Source organism: Nemorincola caseinilytica, assembly GCF_039540515.1.
In the GTDB taxonomy this organism is placed as follows: Bacteria; Bacteroidota; Bacteroidia; order Chitinophagales; family Chitinophagaceae; genus Nemorincola; species Nemorincola caseinilytica.
Genome location: NZ_BAABFA010000010.1, coordinates 288,980 through 308,843, shown reverse-complemented (window position 1 = coordinate 308,843; position 19,864 = coordinate 288,980). Strand labels below are relative to the sequence as shown.

General features: G+C 50.8%; 20 protein-coding genes and 1 other RNA gene. 7 read left to right on the top strand and 14 right to left on the bottom strand.

Going from position 1 to position 19,864, the window contains the following annotated elements:
- Positions 1 to 10 precede the first annotated feature (10 nt).
- The 4 genes from ABD843_RS08815 to ABD843_RS08800 all read right to left on the bottom strand — a co-directional run bounded on the left by ABD843_RS08815 (position 11) and on the right by ABD843_RS08800 (position 3,346).
- Positions 11 to 1,642 carry a PAS domain-containing protein gene (locus ABD843_RS08815; RefSeq protein ID WP_345081657.1) on the bottom strand — a complete coding sequence of 544 codons (1,632 nt, stop codon included), beginning with the start codon at positions 1,640 to 1,642 and terminating at the stop codon, positions 11 to 13.
- A gap of 251 nt (positions 1,643 to 1,893) precedes the next feature.
- On the bottom strand, positions 1,894 to 2,142 hold the full coding sequence (locus ABD843_RS08810) for a hypothetical protein (protein ID WP_345081654.1): 249 nt from the start codon (positions 2,140 to 2,142) through the stop codon (positions 1,894 to 1,896).
- An 83-nt stretch (positions 2,143 to 2,225) separates the two neighbouring features.
- The gene (locus ABD843_RS08805) at positions 2,226 to 2,936 is read right to left on the bottom strand and encodes a DUF3164 family protein (RefSeq protein ID WP_345081651.1); all 711 of its coding nucleotides are present in this window, start codon (positions 2,934 to 2,936) and stop codon (positions 2,226 to 2,228) included.
- Between the two features lie 56 nt (positions 2,937 to 2,992).
- Positions 2,993 to 3,346, bottom strand: coding sequence for a hypothetical protein (locus tag ABD843_RS08800; protein ID WP_345081648.1), 354 nt, complete (start codon positions 3,344 to 3,346; stop codon positions 2,993 to 2,995).
- Positions 3,347 to 3,588: 242 nt separating this feature from the next.
- Between ABD843_RS08800 and ABD843_RS08795 the strand changes: the two genes are divergently transcribed.
- Complete coding sequence (locus ABD843_RS08795; protein WP_345081645.1) at positions 3,589 to 4,290, top strand: S24 family peptidase; 702 nt, start codon at positions 3,589 to 3,591, stop codon at positions 4,288 to 4,290.
- 56 nt (positions 4,291 to 4,346) lie between these two features.
- Here the strand turns inward: ABD843_RS08795 and ABD843_RS08790 are convergent, their stop codons facing one another.
- The 4 genes from ABD843_RS08790 to ABD843_RS08775 form a co-directional block, all read right to left on the bottom strand.
- On the bottom strand, positions 4,347 to 6,455 hold the full coding sequence (locus ABD843_RS08790) for a TIR domain-containing protein (RefSeq protein WP_345081642.1): 2,109 nt from the start codon (positions 6,453 to 6,455) through the stop codon (positions 4,347 to 4,349).
- Positions 6,456 to 6,541: 86 nt separating this feature from the next.
- Positions 6,542 to 7,960, bottom strand: a complete 1,419-nt coding sequence (locus ABD843_RS08785; RefSeq protein WP_345081639.1) for an adenosine deaminase family protein — start codon at positions 7,958 to 7,960, stop codon at positions 6,542 to 6,544.
- Between the two features lie 47 nt (positions 7,961 to 8,007).
- Positions 8,008 to 8,442: an NUDIX domain-containing protein gene (locus ABD843_RS08780; protein WP_345081636.1), complete on the bottom strand. Its 435-nt coding sequence runs from the start codon at positions 8,440 to 8,442 to the stop codon at positions 8,008 to 8,010.
- Positions 8,443 to 8,454: 12 nt separating this feature from the next.
- A complete protein-coding gene (locus tag ABD843_RS08775; RefSeq protein WP_345081633.1) occupies positions 8,455 to 9,249 on the bottom strand; it encodes a class I SAM-dependent methyltransferase in 795 nt (264 codons plus the stop codon).
- Between the two features lie 121 nt (positions 9,250 to 9,370).
- On the opposite strand from ABD843_RS08775, the gene ABD843_RS08770 reads away from it, so the two are divergent.
- Entirely contained in the window at positions 9,371 to 10,153 is a 783-nt protein-coding gene (locus ABD843_RS08770; protein WP_345081630.1) for an amidohydrolase, read from the top strand.
- A gap of 119 nt (positions 10,154 to 10,272) precedes the next feature.
- On the opposite strand, the gene ABD843_RS08765 is transcribed toward ABD843_RS08770, so the two are convergent.
- Positions 10,273 to 10,824 carry a GNAT family N-acetyltransferase gene (locus ABD843_RS08765; RefSeq protein WP_345081627.1) on the bottom strand — a complete coding sequence of 184 codons (552 nt, stop codon included), beginning with the start codon at positions 10,822 to 10,824 and terminating at the stop codon, positions 10,273 to 10,275.
- 178 nt (positions 10,825 to 11,002) lie between these two features.
- Between ABD843_RS08765 and ABD843_RS08760 the strand changes: the two genes are divergently transcribed.
- Entirely contained in the window at positions 11,003 to 12,829 is a 1,827-nt protein-coding gene (locus ABD843_RS08760; protein ID WP_345081624.1) for a T9SS type A sorting domain-containing protein, read from the top strand.
- Positions 12,830 to 12,922: 93 nt separating this feature from the next.
- Here ABD843_RS08760 and ABD843_RS08755 read toward each other — a convergent pair whose 3' ends face one another.
- A complete protein-coding gene (locus ABD843_RS08755) occupies positions 12,923 to 13,309 on the bottom strand; it encodes a hypothetical protein (RefSeq protein ID WP_345081621.1) in 387 nt (128 codons plus the stop codon).
- A 230-nt stretch (positions 13,310 to 13,539) separates the two neighbouring features.
- Positions 13,540 to 13,905: a transfer-messenger RNA gene (gene ssrA, locus ABD843_RS08750) on the bottom strand.
- A 147-nt stretch (positions 13,906 to 14,052) separates the two neighbouring features.
- On the opposite strand from ssrA, the gene ABD843_RS08745 reads away from it, so the two are divergent.
- From ABD843_RS08745 to ABD843_RS08735, 3 genes are all read left to right on the top strand, one after another.
- Positions 14,053 to 14,580 (top strand): hypothetical protein, encoded by a 528-nt coding sequence (locus ABD843_RS08745; protein WP_345081618.1) that lies wholly within the window; start codon positions 14,053 to 14,055, stop codon positions 14,578 to 14,580.
- Between the two features lie 67 nt (positions 14,581 to 14,647).
- Positions 14,648 to 15,367, top strand: a complete 720-nt coding sequence (locus tag ABD843_RS08740) for a hypothetical protein (RefSeq protein ID WP_345081615.1) — start codon at positions 14,648 to 14,650, stop codon at positions 15,365 to 15,367.
- The gene (locus ABD843_RS08735) at positions 15,352 to 15,690 is read left to right on the top strand and encodes a hypothetical protein (protein ID WP_345081612.1); all 339 of its coding nucleotides are present in this window, start codon (positions 15,352 to 15,354) and stop codon (positions 15,688 to 15,690) included. Before ABD843_RS08740 ends, ABD843_RS08735 begins: the two co-directional genes overlap by 16 nt.
- Before the next feature lie 86 nt (positions 15,691 to 15,776).
- On the opposite strand, the gene ABD843_RS08730 is transcribed toward ABD843_RS08735, so the two are convergent.
- Together ABD843_RS08730 and purH are read right to left on the bottom strand one after the other, a co-directional pair.
- Complete coding sequence (locus tag ABD843_RS08730; protein WP_345081609.1) at positions 15,777 to 16,739, bottom strand: transketolase family protein; 963 nt, start codon at positions 16,737 to 16,739, stop codon at positions 15,777 to 15,779.
- A gap of 119 nt (positions 16,740 to 16,858) precedes the next feature.
- Positions 16,859 to 18,373, bottom strand: a complete 1,515-nt coding sequence (gene purH / locus ABD843_RS08725; protein WP_345081606.1) for a bifunctional phosphoribosylaminoimidazolecarboxamide formyltransferase/IMP cyclohydrolase — start codon at positions 18,371 to 18,373, stop codon at positions 16,859 to 16,861.
- A 25-nt stretch (positions 18,374 to 18,398) separates the two neighbouring features.
- Here purH and ABD843_RS08720 point away from each other — a divergent pair, with 25 nt between their 5' ends.
- A complete protein-coding gene (locus tag ABD843_RS08720) occupies positions 18,399 to 18,572 on the top strand; it encodes a hypothetical protein (protein WP_345081603.1) in 174 nt (57 codons plus the stop codon).
- Positions 18,573 to 18,638: 66 nt separating this feature from the next.
- On the opposite strand, the gene ABD843_RS08715 is transcribed toward ABD843_RS08720, so the two are convergent.
- Positions 18,639 to 19,826, bottom strand: coding sequence for a serine hydrolase domain-containing protein (locus ABD843_RS08715; RefSeq protein ID WP_345081600.1), 1,188 nt, complete (start codon positions 19,824 to 19,826; stop codon positions 18,639 to 18,641).
- Positions 19,827 to 19,864 lie beyond the last annotated feature (38 nt).

Below are 19,864 nucleotides of genomic sequence, written 5' to 3'. Positions count from 1 at the left end.
ACCAAGAGCGTTAGGCGGCGTATTCCGTTGCCGCCTCGGCCTTTTTCACTATGTCGTGTATCACGCCATCCAGCCTGTCGGCACAGGTCGCTATACCATCCAACACCTCTCTTATCTCGGCCGGGTCCAGGTCGTTATCTTTCAGCATTGTAGTAAGGCCCATCAGGGTTGCCAGCGGCCCGCGCACTATGTGCGATTGCACCCATGTTATCTCTCTCAGTTTTTCGTTCTGCTGTTCTATATGCTGCATCTTGTGCACCGTTGCGGTCACATCTATCATGGCGCCTACGGCACGCACTACCCGGCCGTTGCGGTCTCTTACAAAGATGCCCCTGTGCTGCACATATGCTATCTGGCCATCGGCCTTCAGGAAACGGAACTCGACATAAAAATTATCCTGGGTTTTTGTGGACAGCGCCTTTTTCAGTGCACATACCACCCGTTCGCGGTCTACCGGATGTATGTAGCGAAGCCAGAGAGAGGCATCGCCTGTGCGAATATTGTGCCCGAACAGATCTCTGAAACCATCGCTTACGAAAAGCCCCCCATTTACTGCATCCCAGTCTATTATGGCTTCTACGGCGGCCCTTGTTACCATACCAAAGCGTTCATTGCTTTCGTGAAGGGCCTGTTGCGCCACCTTTCTTTCGGTGATATCCAGCGATATGCCTTCCAGCTTCACAGGTATGCCCTCTTCGTTCTTTATGAGCTTCAGGCGTTGCAATATCCATTTTTCACGTCCGTCGCCTACCAATATGCGATGCTCGAACGATACAAGTCCACCATTTTTGAATAGCTCCAATAGGTTGGCGCCAAAGGTGTCGCGGTGGTCGGGGTGAAACCTGCTGATGATGTTGTCTATTGTGAGGTCGAATGTTTCGGGGCACAGCTCGAATATCTTGTACAGCTCCGGCGACCAGTATATCGTGTCGGCCACAAGATCGCGGTCCCAGTAGCCTAGCATTGCTATCTGGCTGGCGGCAGACAGGCGTTCGTTGGCCTCCTTCAGCTCTACCTGGGCATTCACCTCATCGGTCACGTCCATCACCGTTACCAGCCGACTATCGCTGCCTTCAAATATGATGGCCGAGCTTTTGATCTTTACTATACGCACCTCTCCATTCCTGGTGATATGCCTGAAGGGTTTGTGCCACACTATCTTCCCCGATGACCTTGCATCTTTGAGCGAGCTGTGAAAACGGGGCATATCCTGTGCGGGTCTTATAGCATCTACCGTCATGTGGTAGAACTCTTCCCTGCTGTAGCCATATTTGGTACATGCAGTCTCGTTCACCAGCAGAAAGCGCAATGTATTCACATCATATATCCACATAGATATAGGGCTTTCGTTGAAGAGGGTCCAGTATTTCTCTTCCGAAAGTTTCACTTCGTCCTGGTATAGCTCGTGGTCGTGCATCATTTTTTTACGGTATACATTCACTACCAGAAAAAGCAGCCCGGCAGTGATGAGCACAAAAGCGACACCCTTCTTTGTTTGCAGCGAAGAGAGGGTAGCTGCATTGCCCGAAAAAAGACGTATGACCTGGTCGGAGTAATATATATACAGCGACCCGATGATGATGTATAGCAGTACTATCCTAAAAGGAGAGGGTTGCTGTAATATGGCACTTTTATTGTCCATCAGTTTATATTTGGCACAGAATGGACAAATGTAGGGGCAACATACCCCCCGGCCAACTGATCTTCATCAGTATTTAGGCTGATCTGGACCCATAGGAGCCCAGACCAGCCATCTGTTCATATGAAAATGTGTATGTATCGTCTGTCGCGTATGCTGCGATGTATATGTAACAGTAAGCGTGGTATGCTGCGAAAATAGCGATATACTCACTGGAACATCCTGTTTGCGGTCAGTTGTTCTTTGCAGGATCCTCATGCCCTGCGCAGATACTGCCCGCTATACACGGCAAGGTCGGGGCGGCCGCTGATGTAGGCCGCTATATCGTCGCACACGCGGCGGGCCACTTCGGGCTTGGGCACATTGGCATCGCGGGCACGGCTATACATTTCGTAGAGTGCGGGCAAGTGCTCGTCGCAAACGAGGAACAGGCAATCGCACAGGTGAGGCTGGCCACCAAATACCAGGTAGTGGGCTATGCGGTCTCTTATTATTTCCAGCATGATAAAAAGTTTTCAGGTAGTGATCCATATTTCTGTTCTTAGGCTTCGCTGTCGTGCTATGTATAGGTGTCTGTAAGCGGCGGCTATTTTGCCGCCTTTGGTCTTTGCTCTTTGGCCTTTGGAATTTCATCCTGCAGCCGCAGGCGGGCCATATCCAGCACTATGGCATCGTAGCCATTGGTGCTTTTGTTGCGCTCGAAGAACTGTATGTATTGCGCACTGCCATAGGGGCTATAGCTCTCCTGGAAGAGGTCTATGGCCTCATGCCATAGCGGGTCGTCGAATTTGTCGCGCATCTTGTACAGCCGGTTGATGAGGTTGATGTCGAAGTCGCCCGTTTTGTCATTGCGCTCCAGCAGGGCCATTACCAGCTCGTAGGCAGGCTTGTCCTTGCGCTTCACGAAAGTGCCCAGGAACTCTTTCAGCTTTTTCTCTGCCAGCTCTGCCCGTTCGTCAAAGGCCTTTACGGTACTGTTCTTGAACACTATCTTATACTGTTCGTTCTTCAGCTCGAAGCTGCCCTTGTTCTTTTCCCCGCCGCGTATATCGCCATATTCCATCATTTCCAGCCTGAACTTTGCCATATCGCCGAAGGCCTCTTGTTTCAGCTCTGTCATCTGCGCCCGCAGGCCGGTAGCAAAGCCGCCCAGGGTATTTATGAGCGCCTCTTTACGCTGCTCATATCGTTTGCGCTGGGCCTGTCTTTCGGCCGTGTCTGTTGCCTGTTTCTCTTTCAGAGCCTGCTGCAGCTCTTCTACTGTCATGTCGGCGATAGCCTTTGTAGTTGTTGCCATTTTATGTTCGTTTTTTGTTTTTTAAAATTGAATTGTCGTGTCAGCCCATCATCGCATCAGGCTATTACTCCGGACACCCGTTCCCTGTCCAGCACATCGCGCAGGCGGCGCACGGCCATAGCACATAGCATGGGCACATCAAAGCCCCATTGCCATAGCTGCCATGCAGCGCGGGCGTCGCTGATGCGCATAGTGATGGTGAAGGTCTGCTGGCCGCGGCCTATGAGCCCGCCCAGCAGATCGCGCATCTCTACCGCATGATCGTACAACAGGGCCTCATGGCCGGTATCGTTCCCATCCATCAGGTGGGGCATTTGCTGCACGGCAGCATCGTAAGCCTCTGCAAGGCGCTCTATATCGTTTCGGCCTGCGGTGATCTTTAGTGTGGGTCTGGTGTATTTTGCTCCCATAGTGTTTTGAATTAGGAATTATAAATTATGAATTATGAATTGGTGATCGGGGATCTTGGTACAGATCTTTGGAATTTGGATCTTGTGATCTGGAATTTGGTTTTTGGAATTTGTCATTTAGAATTTGGTATTTTTACTTTATCGTTGCTATCGGTACCGCGATATCACAATGCAATATTAGAAGATAATTTTCAACTTCTCAAAAAAATGAGAAGATATTTATCAACATTTTGTTACCCGCCATGAGCTCTATACTGGAAAGGATAAATAAAATAGCTGAACACGAGAAGGTCACGATATCATCTATCGAGACCCGCATCAATGCCAGTAAAGGTGTTCTGTCGCGCTCATTGCGCACGGGTACGGATATAAGCAGCAAATGGCTGACGGCGATAGTTGAAAATTATCCCCTTTACAATGCAGAGTGGCTGCTTACCGGGCGCGGAGAGATGCTGCGCGATGCCGGAGACCGCTTTACCGTAAAACAGATAAGCAAGCTGCGCGCCGACCGCGACAAGGATGTACAGCGCATACCGCTGTACCCCATGGCCGCCAGCGCAGGTATCTTCGAGATAATAGCCAGCGAGCAACACCTGAAGAGCATACCCATAGAATACATACACATACCCCGTATGCCCGAATGCGATGGCGCAGTGCCCATAACGGGCGATAGCATGTACCCGCTGATAAAGAGCGGCGATATAGTGCTGTTCAAGGAGGTACACGACAAGACCAACATAATATGGGGCGAGATGTACCTGGCCGCCATAAAGCACAGGGGCGACAGTTTCTTCTTCTCGAAGTACATACAAAAGGCCGAGCGTGAGGGCTATGCCCGCTTCGTATCGGCCAACAGCCATCACCAGCCGGTGGAGTTCCCGATAGACAGCATACGCGCACTGGCCATAATAAAGGCTACTATACGCTTTCAGTCGTCGTTCTAGTTCATTAGCTGATGATGGGAGGTTCGGAATATGAGATGCTGTTCGGAGAACGTTTATCAATGGCCTGTATCGAGGTACTGACCTACGTTCCAGATCTTTACAGTGCCATCATGCGAGGCCGTTATAGCATGGCCCGTAGCGGGGTCATAGTCTATTGAGCATATCATATCTCTATGCCCTTCGAAGGTATGGATACACCTTTTGTCAGCAATACTCCAAAGTTTCAAAACAGGGTCTGAGCCTGTGCCAGAACTTGAAAGCAAGTATTTATCCTGATAGATGAACTTCACATTATTTAGAAGGCCATCATGATCGAATGTGGCGAGACAGTTGCCGGACAAATGGTCCCACAACTTTACTTCTTTTCCCGAGCCGGAAGCAAATACGGTACCCGATGAATTGAAACAGACAGACCATGCAGCCCCTTCTTTATGGCCTACTAATGTATATACTACATTTCCGGTAGCTATATCGCGCAATTGTAATTCGCCATTATCAGCACCTGTAAGCACATACTTGCCATCGGGTGAGATAGCTACAGATAGTATGTCCCACTTGCTTGCAGCTTCTATGGTGTGCAGGCACTTCCCGCTTTCAAAATTCCATAGTTTCAGTGTCTTGTAATCAGAAATAGTTGCAAATACATTGTGATAAGCATTCATTGCAACTTTAAGGGCATTTCTCGAAACACCTGTGAATGTTCGGTTTATTTCCCCGGTGGTCACATCCCAAACGATCATCGGCTTATTCTCGTTCCCGGAAAGCATGAACATCCCGCTAGGAAAGAAAACACATTGATAAACACCGAACTCAGATGTATATGTCCTTACTCTTTCCCCGGTAACAGCATCCCAGAGAGTAAAAGCATTTGGATGTTTGAATGCAATGCATGATGCAATATACTTACCATCGGGACTGTAGACCGCTTCATTATATCCGCCGTTATCATTCATGACCGGAAGGGTCTTTATACAATCTTCCCCAATAGCCGGATCAGCAGTAGTAGTGGTGGTGGAGTCGCCATATGTGGCGGGTGTCATAGTGTTGGAACTGTCGTAATATTGATCTCTTTTTCGGTCATTCACCCATATGAGTATGCACATACCCAAAACTATCACCGCAACAACGATGGTAATATAAAGGGCTGTTGTCCCTCCATTGCTATTTTTCCGACCCTCTTTGCGTAAGTGTTCTACATTCCTTTGCGCTTCGGCTATCTCCTTCTGTCGTTGTTCTTCCTGTGTTTTGGCGGCAGCGGCCAACTCTCTCTGACGTTGCTCTTCACGGGCACGGGTCTCTGCCTCAGCTATCTCCTTCTGTCGTTGTTCTTCCTGTGCTTTGGCAGCAACGGCCAACTCTCTCTGGTGTTGCTCTTCACGGGCACGGATCTCTGCCTCAGCTATCTCCTTCTGTCGTTGTTCTTCCTGTGCTTTGGCAGCAACGGCCAACTCTCTCTGGTGTTGCTCTTCACGGGCACGGATCTCTGCTTCGGCTATTTCTTTTTGTCTCTGCTCTTCCTGTGCTTTGGCAGCAGCGGCCAACTCTCTCTGACGTTGCTCTTCACGGGCACGGATCTCTGCTTCGGCTATTTCTTTTTGTCGTTGTTCTTCGTGGGCACGGGTTTCGGCTATCTCACTTTGTTCCCTGGCCTTTCGCTCTTCTTCAGTTATTGCACGAAGGCGCGCCTGGTCTTCACGTTTATGGGCCTCGGCTATCTCCTTCTGCCGCTGTGCTTCTTTTGCTGCCAGCACTTTTTTGTCTTCAACATAGGCATATATCTTCTCGAAATTAGAACGGCTGAAAAAGAACACCTGATGGGACCGCAAACTTAGCGGGAGCTCTGCTATAGAAAGGTTGCCGGTGATGATGGTAAGAACGTTCCCTTTTTTTCGACCGGCTAACTTCTCATTTAAATAACTGCCCCATTCGTGTTCGACCCATTCAGATCGTATATTATCGATACTGCTGCCTACCACTATCAAGTGTTTGCATGCATCCAGCGCATCGTCGATGGCGTTCCGGTAATCAGAATTACCCAGCTTAGGCAATGACTCATCGGACTCGAATACATTCAAACCTTGTGCGCATAGATGATCGTATAGCTCCTTGGCATAATGAGCATCCTGGCTTTTGCGAGATATGAAAACGTCTATCCGGGTATTCATGCAAAGGTGAGCCTTGTGGGCTAAGGCTTGTAATATTACGGTTATCGGTCAAACAATCAAAATCATGTAGCCTACGCAGGCAGATATCACTTGCTCATACCCGCTACCATCTTCTCGAACGCGGCGAACCTACGCTGGAGGAGGGCTTTGTGGTGGGTCTTCATGTAGGGGTTCATGAAGGAATGTTCTATGCTGTTGAGCACGAAGGAGCGGATCTGCGGGTAGGTAAAGGTGTAGCGCTCTGCCAGCATGATGTACTGCTCTGTGAGGCTGCTGCGCGATACGCCTGCATCGTCGGTAGATATGGTGAGGGGCACACCACCATCGTGATACATGTTTATAGGGTGGCGCTCGTTCTTGATACCAAGTATGAACTCGTTGCTGGTTAGGTTTATCTCTATGGCATTTTTCTTTGCGGCCATATGGGTGAGTATGGCCTGTGCATCCTCGTACGGAAGATCGACACCATGGCCTATGCGCTCGGCGCCTGCTATGGTTAGGGACTCGTAAATGTGGTAGCCCATATCCTCGGGCCGTGTCATGCCGGGGGCGAGCTCGCCTGCATGGAGGGCGAGGTGGATCTTTTCGAATTGTGGCAGGCTTTTGAAGTAGCGGAACATGCGCATGTGCAGCCAGAAGTCTTTCATGGACACAGGGTCGTTCTCGGCCCCTACGAAGTTGACCCCTACTATATTGGTATCGGTAGCCGCTACGCAAAAGGCGGCATAAATTGATATGAATACGGTGGAGGGGTCCTTGAGGCGATTGGCATAGGTCTGGTAGCGCATGGTGAAATTGCCATCGTCTATACCGGTACGGGCATCTCGCAGAGCGCTGATGTAATTAGTAACAGCTGTGTCAATGGCGATCTTAGCGAGCGAGGTGCGGATCGAATCGAAGAGTGCCGTAAGGCCATTCTCATCGCGGGTCGCTAAATGACGGTAGAGACTCGCATTGTAGGTCGTGCTTTTGATGGACACGCTTACCGATGACAACATGGTCTCTATATACTGCACATTCTCTTGCAGGGCTCGGCGTTTCAGCTCGGCAAGGCCTGCTTTGAAGTTGCCACTGATGGGGCTGAAGAAGCCGAAAGTATTGAAGAAATGCTGATCGGGCGGCACCTGTGGGGCAGAGTGGTTATAAAAATCGGCCGTAGACCAGAGAGACATAAGGTTGCGGTAGTGCAGCGCATTCTTGCGCAATGCATCTATGGATATGCGGTCGGCTGCAGTATCGTCTACGATGCTGTACTTGAAACTGTCTATGTATTTACCCTTGTCTTTGCACCAGTCGAGATAGGTCTCCAGGTATACCGAGCCGGAGTAGTGATGGTGAAGATCGCCGCCCTTGGGCATCTGCGAGAAGAAGTAGGCGAGGCGGGCCACATCGCCGGAAGCCTTGAGCTTGTTGTAGTAGGCGGTGGTCTTTTCCTGATCGGTCTGGGCGATGGCGGTGCAGACCGGGGTGCAGAGTAGCGCGCAGAGTGCGAGTTGCTTTATCATGAGGCAGAGATATGCCACAAAATAATAAAACATTCAAAAACTCAATATTATATTTTCCCTGCGGCAGGTAGCACTGTGCTCATAGCCATCTGCAGCATCTCCATATGGTCGAAAGCGAGAGCGGTGATGTCTTTTACATATACCCATTGGGCCTCGGCAGCATCATCGGCACCGTGTACGGGTAGCGCATTGTCGGTAAAGGCATAGTAGGTAACAGTAACGGTGCGGCCCCGGGTATCGCGGCCTACACGGCCAAAGGTGTAGAGCTGTGTCATGGCGGGTACCCTTAGGCCGGTCTCCTCCTCCAGCTCGCGGATGGCGGCGGCCTCCAGCTCCTCATCGTCCTCTACAAAGCCGCCGGGTATGGCCCACATGCCCTTGTAGGGATCGTGGCCGCGGCGAATGAGCAGTAGCTGCAACTGGTCGCCATGGCCAGAGAATACCATGGCATCGGCAGCGAGCTTTATGTTCTGTATGAGCATAACGTATATGAACTATGAGCCTACGGTGTAGTAGACGCAGGTGGTGAGGAAGTCGCGGACGTAGGGTATCCAGGTGATGGGGGCGAACTGCCTGCGCGGCTGCAGGCCGAACTTGTACTTGTATATGGGATTGATGAGGTAATGCTCTTTGGCCAATACCCTGAGGCCACTGGCTTTTACAATGCGCTCGAATCGCTCTATGGTGATCTGTGTATCTTTTATCTCCATGAGCTCTTTGATGATGACCTCGTGCTCGCCGAACATCTTGAGGATGCCCTTGTAGAGCGGGCGCGGCAATATGTGGTAGTAGGGCAGCACGCTGGGCCACTTCTTGCGGCATACCTGCTGGTGGCCGCCGAAGGGCATATACCACGGCGGGAAGCCGAAGAATATCTGTCCGCCGGGGCGGAGGAAATTCTTGAGATAGGGTATGAATGCCTCCTGATCGGGGACGTGCTCTATGACATCTTTCAAAATGATGATGTCGAAGGCATGGCGGTAGCGCTCCAGGAAATCGGTATCGTAGATGTTCTTCAGCAATATCTCGGCCTTGCCGGCGGCTATGGCATCGGCCAGGAACCCTTTGGCAAGGTCTATACGCTCGGGCGCCAGGTCTACACCTACGCAATGGCAGCCACGCTCCAGGAAGGGCAGCAGTACACCGCCCTCGGCCGTACCTACCTCGAATACCGTGGTACCGGCATTGATGGCATGCGTGCGCTCTATGAACGGCATGACGTAGGACCGTGAATTGTCTACCTGCTGGTCGAATCTTACCTTGTCGTCGAGGTGTTGTTTTAGGGCCAAACCTGTGATTTGCGGTAAAAATACCCTTTGGCGCGGAAATATAGATATATGGGAGGGATCTTTTTGATGGGAGATGCTTTCGGGCGCTAAATTTGTAGTGTACGGTAAACAGCATATACCTATGGCATCGGCACAGCTACACATCACCCTGGTACAGGCCAATATAATTTGGGAGGATAAGACGGCAAACCTGCATCATTATGAAGAACTGCTGGGACGCGTAGAAGGGCCACGGCATGTGGTGGTACTGCCAGAGATGTTCAGCACGGGTTTCAGCATGGCGCCGGAGCGGCTGGCAGAGCCTATGGACGGGCCTACACTGCAATGGATGGCGGCCATGGCCCGCAAGCATCGCTGCATACTGGCAGGCAGCCTGATAATAGAGGCCGGTGGCGCCTACTACAACCGTATGCTGTGGGTACAGCCCGACGGGCAAATGGGCCACTATGATAAACGCCACCTGTTTGCCTATGCCGGCGAGGCAGAACACTATACCGCAGGCGACAGCCGCCTGATAGTGCAGGTGAACGGCTGGCGGCTGAACCTGATGGTGTGCTACGACCTGCGTTTCCCGGTATGGGCGCGCAACAGCAATAGTGAGTACGATGTGCTGCTGTATGTGGCCAACTGGCCCGAGCCGCGCGACCTGGCATGGCGTACCCTGCTACAGGCACGGGCCATAGAGAATCAATGCTATACCATAGGCGTGAACCGCGTGGGGCAGGATGCGAAAGGACTAACCTACCTGGGCAACAGCAGCGTATTTGGCCCGCTAGGCGAGCAACTGTGGCAGCAGAGAGATACCGAGGCCGTGCATACCGTGACACTGGATATGGATGGGCTGAAAAAGGTGCGCACATCGCTGCCCTTTTTGAAGGATGCCGATAAATTCCTGCTGATGTAGTATGGATGGCACTTATCTCACCATAAGAGCACATAGGGAATTCAAAGGGCATGGTATCAAGGACACAACGATCCGTGTGGTTGTACCTCCTGCCGTATACCAATAGCTGATGGTACATATCACAGGTCACGTCGCATCATGATGTCGGTCTGAGGGTCGGTGCCGAGAAGGAAGATGTGTTCATCGAACGGGAGGAAACCGTTCTTGCTGTAAAAGGCGATGGCTTTGTGGTTGTGCTCCCATACGCCGAGCCATATGTACCGGGCGCCTCTTTGGAGTGCTACTTCGAGGGCCTTTTCAAACAGCAATTGTCCTACCTTTTTTCCATGAAATTCGGCAAGAACATAGATACGCTCTATCTCTAGCGCCGTATCATCCTTTATATCTGTCTGTGATGGTCCGAAATTCAGTTTCAGGTAGCCGATGATATCGTTATTCCGTATGGCAAAATAGAATACCGAACAAGGATCCCGGAGCTCGGCGGCCAGTTTTTCCGTAGAAAATGCTTCTTGCAGATAGGCCTGCATGTTCTCCTCGGCATTATCGGCAGCGAACGCCTGGGAGAATGTGAGCCTGCTGATGTGCTGTAACCGGTCTATATCTGCTATGTCTGCCTTTCTTATGCCTATGGTCTCCATTACTGCTCCGAATTTGCCTGTAAATAACATCATTTTCTTCACCCACTTGTCTGGTAGGTTCGCTTATCATTCTGATATATTTTGTTATATTTGTATAGATGCAATATTTCTCTGCGCCTGCTATGTTTTTTGAGCCGGCATGCAATGTTGCAGCGAAATATGGTGTCCTATATCTGAACCAAAATTCCTGATCACCAAACTTCAATTTCCTATGAGACCACTATTCTCCCTTCTTCTGTGCTTCCTGTGCCTGTCGGCATACAGCAACAATGCGACCTTCAACAAACTGGCAGAAGTGAACAAATGCTGGCAAGAACAACCAGATGTGAATGCTGATGCCCTACCTGCCTATGTGTCCCGTACCGACCGGGAGTGGATACGCACCCACCTGGCGCTGGTAGAGGCCACACTGCGCAGGCGCGACATGCGGCACCTGACACCTGCACAGCAGCGCAACCGCATGCAGAGCCTGGACGACCTGCATGTGTACTGGCAGACAGGCAATTTTCCTGTTAACGACCTGTATAGCTATCGCACGCCCATCTTCATAGACAGGTATGACAACTTCTGCGCTGTGGGTTATCTAGTAAAAGCATCGGGGTATGAACATGTATCGCGCATGATAGCTGCAAAGACCAACCTGGCCTATGTACGCCAGATGAACTACCCTGAGCTGACGGCATGGGCCGGCGACAGGGGTTTTACCGCTGACGAGCTGGCTTGGATACAGCCCGGCTACCCACCTGCGGCCGGCTGCGGCAAGATAGGCGAGGGCGTGAACGGTGTAGTGAACGAGCTATATGCCGATGAGGCCGAGGGCAGGCTGTATGTGGGTGGCGACTTTTCGCAGGTAGACGGCAGCATAGCCGCTACCGGCATAGCCTATGTAACTGACGCCGGCGGCACATATACCTGGCACTCTATGGCTGCGGGGCTCAATGGCACGGTATATGCTATTGCCAAATACTCTGGCAAGATATTTGCCGCCGGCAACTTTTCTATGCCGGACGGCATGCATAGCGTAGCATGGTGGGACGGCAGCGCGTGGCAGCCGGCAGGATGCCTGAACGGAGAGGTGCGCGACCTGGTGGTATTTGAGGGTACATTATATGCCTGCGGTACGCTGGACGACTGTACAGGCCTTTTCGCCATGCAGTACTTTGCCAGGTGGGATGGTACGGCATGGAGCTCTATTAACGGGCCTATGGGGCGCATCAATACCATGGAGGTGGTGGGCTCTTCGTTGGTACTGGGTGGCGCATTCAGCTATATGGGCACTCCTGTGAACGTGATAAAATGGAGCCCATCCACATCCTTTGTGCCCTACAGCAAGGGCCTGAACAACGAGGTGGCCGACCTGGAGGTATATGGCGACACGCTGTATGCCGCATGCAAGCGCACACATGCTACAGATACCACAAGCCTGCTGATGAAAATGAAGGGTGATAGCTGGGTGCAGGGTTTTGCATACACGAATACCATGAGCATGTTCCAACCTTATGGTGGTGCCCAGGACATTCTTACGCTATGTGGCGAGACGGACAACCTGAACATGGGAGGACAGTTCCAGGTATTGCCAATGATAGGTACATGGGCCCGGAATTGCTATACACTGGAGGACCACGATAAGTGGGTAGTAGTAGACAGTACAGTGAACAAGATGATAGTATACAAAGGGCAACTTATAGTAGGCGGTGCATTCAAGACGGGAAATGGCGGAGGCTGGAGCCCTAACGTGGCAACTAACGGTATAGCAAGACGTGTGTCGCCGGGAGTATCGGCACCGGCCATACCAGATGCAGCGCAAGGAATGTCCGTTTACCCGCAACCTGTAAAACGCGGGGCACAGCTATTGCTGAATGGCAACTTCAAAGCAGAGCGCTATATGCTGAACGATATGACGGGCAGAGGTGTGGCAATGGGCAACGTGAGCAACGCACAGCAGGTGGCGCTACCGCAAGTACCGGCAGGCATGTACCTGCTGACAGTAAGCAATGAACGCGGCGAACGCTCTGTAAAAAAGATAGTGATAGAATAGCCCAGCTATAAGAGCGGGCAAATGAGATATAGGCTGTCTACTGTGTGCTTGCCGGTAAGCACACAGTAGACAGTTTCTTTTTGTACTCCTGCATCACGGCAGGATGTAACGGGCCGGACGCGTAAGCGATACGGCCGGAGCAGGATCTGGCTTAGCCCACTCGCGGCGCGGATATGCCTCGCGCATGTGCTTGAGCGCGGCTTTCTGCTTACGCAGGTCCATGATGTACTCTGTGGCATCTTTGAGTATGTTCACCATAGTGCGTGGCATAATGAAGAGCTCTTCGCAAAGCAGTTCCAGCGTGGTGTCGTAGGTGTGCTTGCACAGTACACTATAGTAGTAGTACCTGTAAGCGATGTAGATGTTTCGGGATCGGATGCAGTCGTTGTTTCGACCGAAATGCCCCTGTGTAGCGGGCTTGTGCGGGGCCTCTGGGGCCGTTTCTATTATTTTGTTGAGGGTTCTTGCGCCTATGGCCATTATGTTCCGTCACAAAGGTAAGAAGAATGTATTTTTTTGATAGCGGATCGTGGATAAGTTCTTTTGATACTGTACTAAATGAGACCTGGAGTATGTCGAGCTTTTATATTGAGGATCTGGCGCGGTCTGAAGAAATGGAAGCGTCTTTTTAGAGCGAGAAACAGAGCGAGAGCGGAGGGGAAAAAACGAGAAGGGTGGCATCGCTGTCGCTCTGCGCACCCTTCTCGTTTTTGTGGAGCCGGCGGGAGTCGAACCCGCGTCCAAACATGTGCCCGATATGCTTTCTACATGTGTATTCCTGTATTCATTGTCGGGAGGTGGCCGGGGCAGGACGAACCTACCATCTCCTTATCTGCTATGGTTCTGCTCCTGTACACGCAGTGGGCACAGGCCTATCCTGTTATTTGTCGATTTGGCGGCGGGGACGGCAACAGGCAGCCTTCCCGGCGGCTATAATGGGTACCTAAATCAATTAGGCAGCCATGGCGTAAGAGTATTCGCCAGTTATAGTTCGGGTATTCAGATTAACGTGCTAATTATCCAACGCACGACATGCTTACACACCCTGCAATATGCTGTCAAAACCGGTCGGCCCCGGCAATGATGAATGTGACCGCTAAAGCGGTGCAGCAAAAGTACAACTTTATGACGGCTGCAAAGTGTTAAACCATATCCAGTTCCTGTGGTATAAATACGCCGTTAGAAATAGTTCGTTAATTTTAAACCTCATTATCACATCCACAATGAAAAAGATGAGACTTTTTGCGCTGCTGCTTGTTGCCATATCCCTGTTCGGCTTTATGCCGCCCGAATGGGTGACCATACAGAGCCCCGAAGGAAAGTTCAGGATGATGTTCCCAAGGCAACCAGTGCTTACCGAGGACGAGGGCGATGTACGGTCATACACCTTCAAATACGATGTAGGCAAGTTCAAGGATGATAATATCACATACAGCATATCGTACGCCGACCATCCCGATACTGTTATCCATTCAGACTATAAGGATGCCATCATCAATGCCTTCTTCGATAAGGCCATAAAAGATGCCTTGAAAAAAGAAAAAGGCACCAAGCTGTCCGATATAAAGATCAACTATAAAGACTATCCCGGCCGCAGGATGAAGATGAGCTTTATGGACGGCAAGGGTATGGTGTATATGCAGTTCTACCTGGTGGGCAGCCGCTTCTATACCATACAGGTAAGCTGCGAAAAAGAACACGATAATAATGTGGCCATAGAAAAATTTCTGGGTTCATTCACGCTGATATGATCGGCATAACACATTCTTAAATACATCTATTTGCGTACAATAAAATGTGTATGTATCTTGTACTGCAATGAAAAATATACTTCTTACCGCAGGCCTTTGCGCGCTTAGTTTCGCCGGCCAGGCACAGATCAATGTAGGCACCAGCCGTTCAGCACAGGCTAATTCTGCAGGCAGATTCGATGACGGAGATATAGACCGTCTGAAGAAAACAACTACTTATTTCGTACTGCAGAAAAAAGACCAGGAACACATAGCCGATTTCGAAAAGGTACTGGGAGAAATGTGGAAACTGACCAAATACAAGATAATAGGCGAGAATGAGATGTACGAATATGCAAAGAAGGGCGACTGTTCGTTCTTTTCGTTCGGCATGATATACAGGGAGGTTCAGAAAAGCAGTATGGGTTCACATAATAACAATATGGGTTCACATAACAGCAATATGGGTCCCTGGAAACTATTCTCAACACACATATCATACGACCTATGGATCCCCAAGATCAATAAAAAGGATAAGGTGGTGCCAGATGTAGTGTATTCGCATATCATTATGTCGCAAGATGCAGGAGCCATTTGGGCTGCAAAACAAAACTACGGGTATGGTTTCTCTGCCGCTCGAGATTTCGAAGAAAAGATGAACACATATATATACAATGAAGCCTCATTTGCCAACTGGGGCGCAGGGTATTTAAAAAATTATCTGATGACGATAATACCATTGCTGGAGAAGGAGAGACGCGTGGGCGCTTCACATCGGATGAAGATCAGGCCATGTTGGCTGGCGTAAAGAACGACACACTTTTTGTACCAAACCATGTTACAAAACGCCTTGATGCATTTATAGGATCAGAAGAGAAAGAAAGCGATGACGATGCAGAATTGCTGGGAGAGTATACCCACCCGATAAAAATGATAAGTGCTGAGGAACTGAACACCAAGATCTTGAGTAGTACTGCTCCATTTTATTATCTGCAATACAGTAGAAGCTCTGCCGACAAATTTGTAAATGTGTACCATTCCGGCAAAGGGATAGTATATGCACGATACACCGCTGTGTCTTATAACCTAAAAAGCAAAGACTTGAGAAAGCTGAACGATGCTGTGGAATGAGTAAATATCATAATAGCAAATAGCCCACTAACTAAGAAGGGTCTTTTACCGATCGGTAAAAGACCCTTCTTAGTTATCAGTAATTCTTATTTGCCTTTTCTTGCCATTGCCCTTTCGGCAGCAGCTATGATGCTGGCCGATGTGAGGCCATATTTATCCAGCAATTGCTTGGGTGTACCGCTCTCGCCAAAGGTGTCCATTACGGCCACATACTCGTGCGGCACGGGGCATTCGCGGCCGGCCACATTGGCTATGCTATCGCCAAGGCCACCATTTACCTGGTGCTCTTCGGCAGTTACTACGCAGCCTGTCTTTTTCAGCGACGCTATCACCGCCTTCTCATCCAGCGGCTTTATGGTGTGCATGTTTATGAGGTCTACGCTTATGCCTTTGGCGGCCAGTGCTTTTGCAGCCTCTACAGCCAGCCACACCAGGTGGCCACAGGCTATGATAGATACATCTGTACCCTCTGCCAGTACCTGTGCCTTACCCAGCTCGAACTTCTGGTCCTCGGGGGTGAAGTTGGGCCATTTTGGCCTGCCGAAACGCAGGTATACCGGACCCTCATATTCGGCTATGGCCATGGTAGCGGCCTTGGTCTGGTTGAAGTCGCAGGGTACTACCACTGCCATACCGGGCAGCATCTTCATCATGCCTATATCTTCCAGTACCTGGTGGGTGGCGCCATCTTCGCCCAGTGTAAGGCCCGCGTGCGATGCGCATATCTTCACATTCTTGCCGCTGTATGCCACCGACTGGCGTATCTGGTCGTATACGCGCGATGTAGAGAAGTTGGCAAAAGTAGTGGTGAAAGGCACCTTACCGCCTATGGTAAGGCCGGCGGCCACACCTATCATATTGGCCTCGGCAATGCCACACTGTATGAAGCGCTCCGGGAATTCCTTTATGAAGGCATTGAGCTTCAGTGAACCGGCAAGGTCGGCAGTGAGGGCCACCACATTGGGGTTCTTACGGCCAGCTTCCAGTATGCCTTCTCCAAAACCCGCACGGGTCTCTTTTTCATTCAGTATCTGTATATCCTGCAACATATATTATCTATAGAACGCTCCGCAGTGTGGAGACTCTTTTTATTTGAGTGCAAAAGTAGATCTATATTATGGAAACAGGTAGCAGGCCGGTCTATTTTCCATACCTGCTACCCCTGATATCAATGTTTGAAGTGGCGAAGCTGTGTCATTACCATGGCCATATCGTTGGCACGGCAGTAAGCAATGCTATCGGCATCGCGAACCGAGCCGCCGGGTTGTATCACCGCAGTGACACCCGCCTCGTGCGCCATGCGCACACAGTCGTCGAAGGGGAAGAAGGCATCGGATGCCATTACCGCACCCGCCGTGGCGAAGCCACTCTGTTTTGCCTTGTCCACCGCGTGGCGCAGTGCATCTATACGGCTGGTCTGGCCGCAACCCTTACCTATCAGTTGCCTGTCTTTTACTATAGCTATCGCGTTCGACTTCAGGTGTTTGCATACAATATTGGCAAAAAGCAGGTCGGCCTTTTCGGTATCGGTACACATACGGCCACCGGCCTCGGCCCATTCGGTGAAATTCTTGTCGTCGGCGCTCTGTACCAGTATCCCGTTCAGTACACGTTTGTACTCCTTTAGAGGGTAAAATGCTGCCTTCTGCTGCAGTAGTATACGGTTCTTCTTGCCCTTTAGTATGGCCAGCGCATCCTCATCGAAGGAGGGCGCTATCAGTATCTCGAAGAAGAGTTCATTTATTTTGGTAGCTGTGGCTGCATCTATGGCGGTATTGGTGGCAAGCACACCACCAAAAGCGCTCTCGGGGTCGCCGGCAAGGGCCGCATCCCACGCGGCAGATACGGTATCGCGCTCGGCTATACCGCACACATTGGTATGCTTTATGATGGCGAACACAGACCTTGTGAACTCCGACACCACCTGGCAGGCAGCATCTACATCTACCAGGTTGTTGTAAGACAATTCTTTGCCGTTGAGCTTCGAGAAAAGTGCATCCAGCTCGCCATAGAAAGCTGCCTGCTGGTGCGGGTTCTCGCCATAGCGCAGTACCTGCTTGCTGCCATAAGATAGTTGAGAGTATGCTGCGCCATCTTCTTTATTGAAGTAGCCTGCTATGGCCACATCGTAATGCGCACATTCGGCAAAGGCGGCGGCGGCGGCGCTACGGCGTTGCTCATATGTAGTGGTACCATTGCCTGCCTCCAGGGTCTGCAGCAACTCGGCATACTGGTGACGCGATGCCACTATATATACATCCTTATGGTTCTTGCCTGCGGCGCGTATCAGCGATACGCCGCCTATATCTATCTTCTCTATTATGGCCTTTTCTTCGCTGGTCTGTTTTACGGTCTCCTCAAAGGGGTAGAGGTCCACTATCACCAGGTCTAGCATGGGTATATTGTACTGCGATGCCTGTGCCATATCCTCGGGCAGGTCGCGGCGGGCCAGTATGCCGCCAAATACGCCGGGGTGAAGGGTCTTTACACGGCCACCCAGGATGGACGGATAACCTGTTACCTGCTCTACGGGAGTACAGGGTATGCCAAGTCCTTCTATGAAGGTCTGCGTGCCGCCTGTAGAGTAAAGCGCTACCCCTAGCTGGTACAGCTTGCGCACTATGGGCTCAAGGCCATCTTTGTAAAAAACAGAAATAAGCGCCGATGTGATCTTACGGTCCATATAGAAATGAGAATATTATGAATATATGAGGCGCAAAGATACAGTATCGGCAGCATATGGCAGGCGGGAGGCAGAGCGCAGGTACATTTCAGATCTTCGCTCCTTCAGCCTCACCCCAGCCCTCTCCGATGGAGAGGGAGATGCAATGTCCGCGCTGTCGCGCGGGTATTATTTAGCGAAAGTGCTATGCGAATTTTGAAATGCATCCGTACACCCTACCTGTTTCTATAGACCAGGTAAAATGAAAGAAAAAGAAATGAACGGCCTAGCCCTCGTCGTCGAAACCGGTGGCCTCTACACCCTTTACTATACCGTATATAACGGGCGCCTGGCGGTATATGGCCTTATTGAACCTGTTGCCCAGCACTATGATGGTCATGTTCTCCTTTATGAGCCTGTAGAACGATGTATTGTTGCCATGCCACCAACCATTGTGGTAAATGACCTTATTACCATTGGGGTAGCACAGCATACGCCAGCCCAGGCCATAGTTCTTTATGCCCGGCTTCTCGAAAGAGCATGGGCCATAAGACAGTTCTATCATCTCGTTGCTGAGCAGTGTGCTGTTGTACAGCGACTGGTCCCAGCGAAACATATCCTGCACGGTACTGTATATGCCCTTATCGCCCGTTACACCGTCGGCGAACATATCGGGCTCGCGCACCCAGTTGTACTTATAGCTGATGGTAGCATTGCCCGGCAGGCCTTTCCAGGGTTCGTACACAAAGGTATTGGTCATGCCCAGTGGTGCGAAAATGTGCTTGTTCATGAATTCGGCATAGCTCATTTTGGACACCACCTCTATGACCCGCGCCAGCAGGGCGAAGTTGGTATTGCAATACTTGAAGCGGGTATTGGGCCTGAACTCCACACGGGGCTTGTGTTTTACCATCAGCCCTACCACAGCCTCGTTTGTGATAGGCGTACGGGTATCCTTGTTATAGACGGGCACCCACTTGGTATAGTCGGGCAGGCCCGAGCGGTGGTTCAGCAACATGCGCAGCGATATACCGCTGTACGGAAAGTCCTTTATATAGTGCTGTACCGGGTAGTCTATGTTCAGCATCTTGTGCTCGTACAGGTACAGTATGGCAGCGCCGGTAAAGGTCTTGGATATAGATGCCAGCTGGCTAGAAGAATTGAACGCCACGGGCATTTTCTTTTCCCTGTTGCTGACGCCAAAGTAGCGTTCGTATACCACCTTGCCCTTTACGCCCACCAGCACCGCACCATTGAAGCCGGCACGCACCTGGCCGCGATAATACTCATCGAGCTGGGCAATGATACTACGCGCGTTAGCGCTGAGCGTGTCGTAGATGAGGGGCGCTACCGTGGCCTTTACCGGGTCGTCGAAACCGGGTGTGCGTGCCGCTGCGTTCTGCACGGGAGAGTTGCAGGCTATGGCCAGTGACAATACAGACAATACACTAATACAGGCGGACCTCAGTTTCATCTTCTTTTTCGACATAGCAATATACGAACGCTAAATTA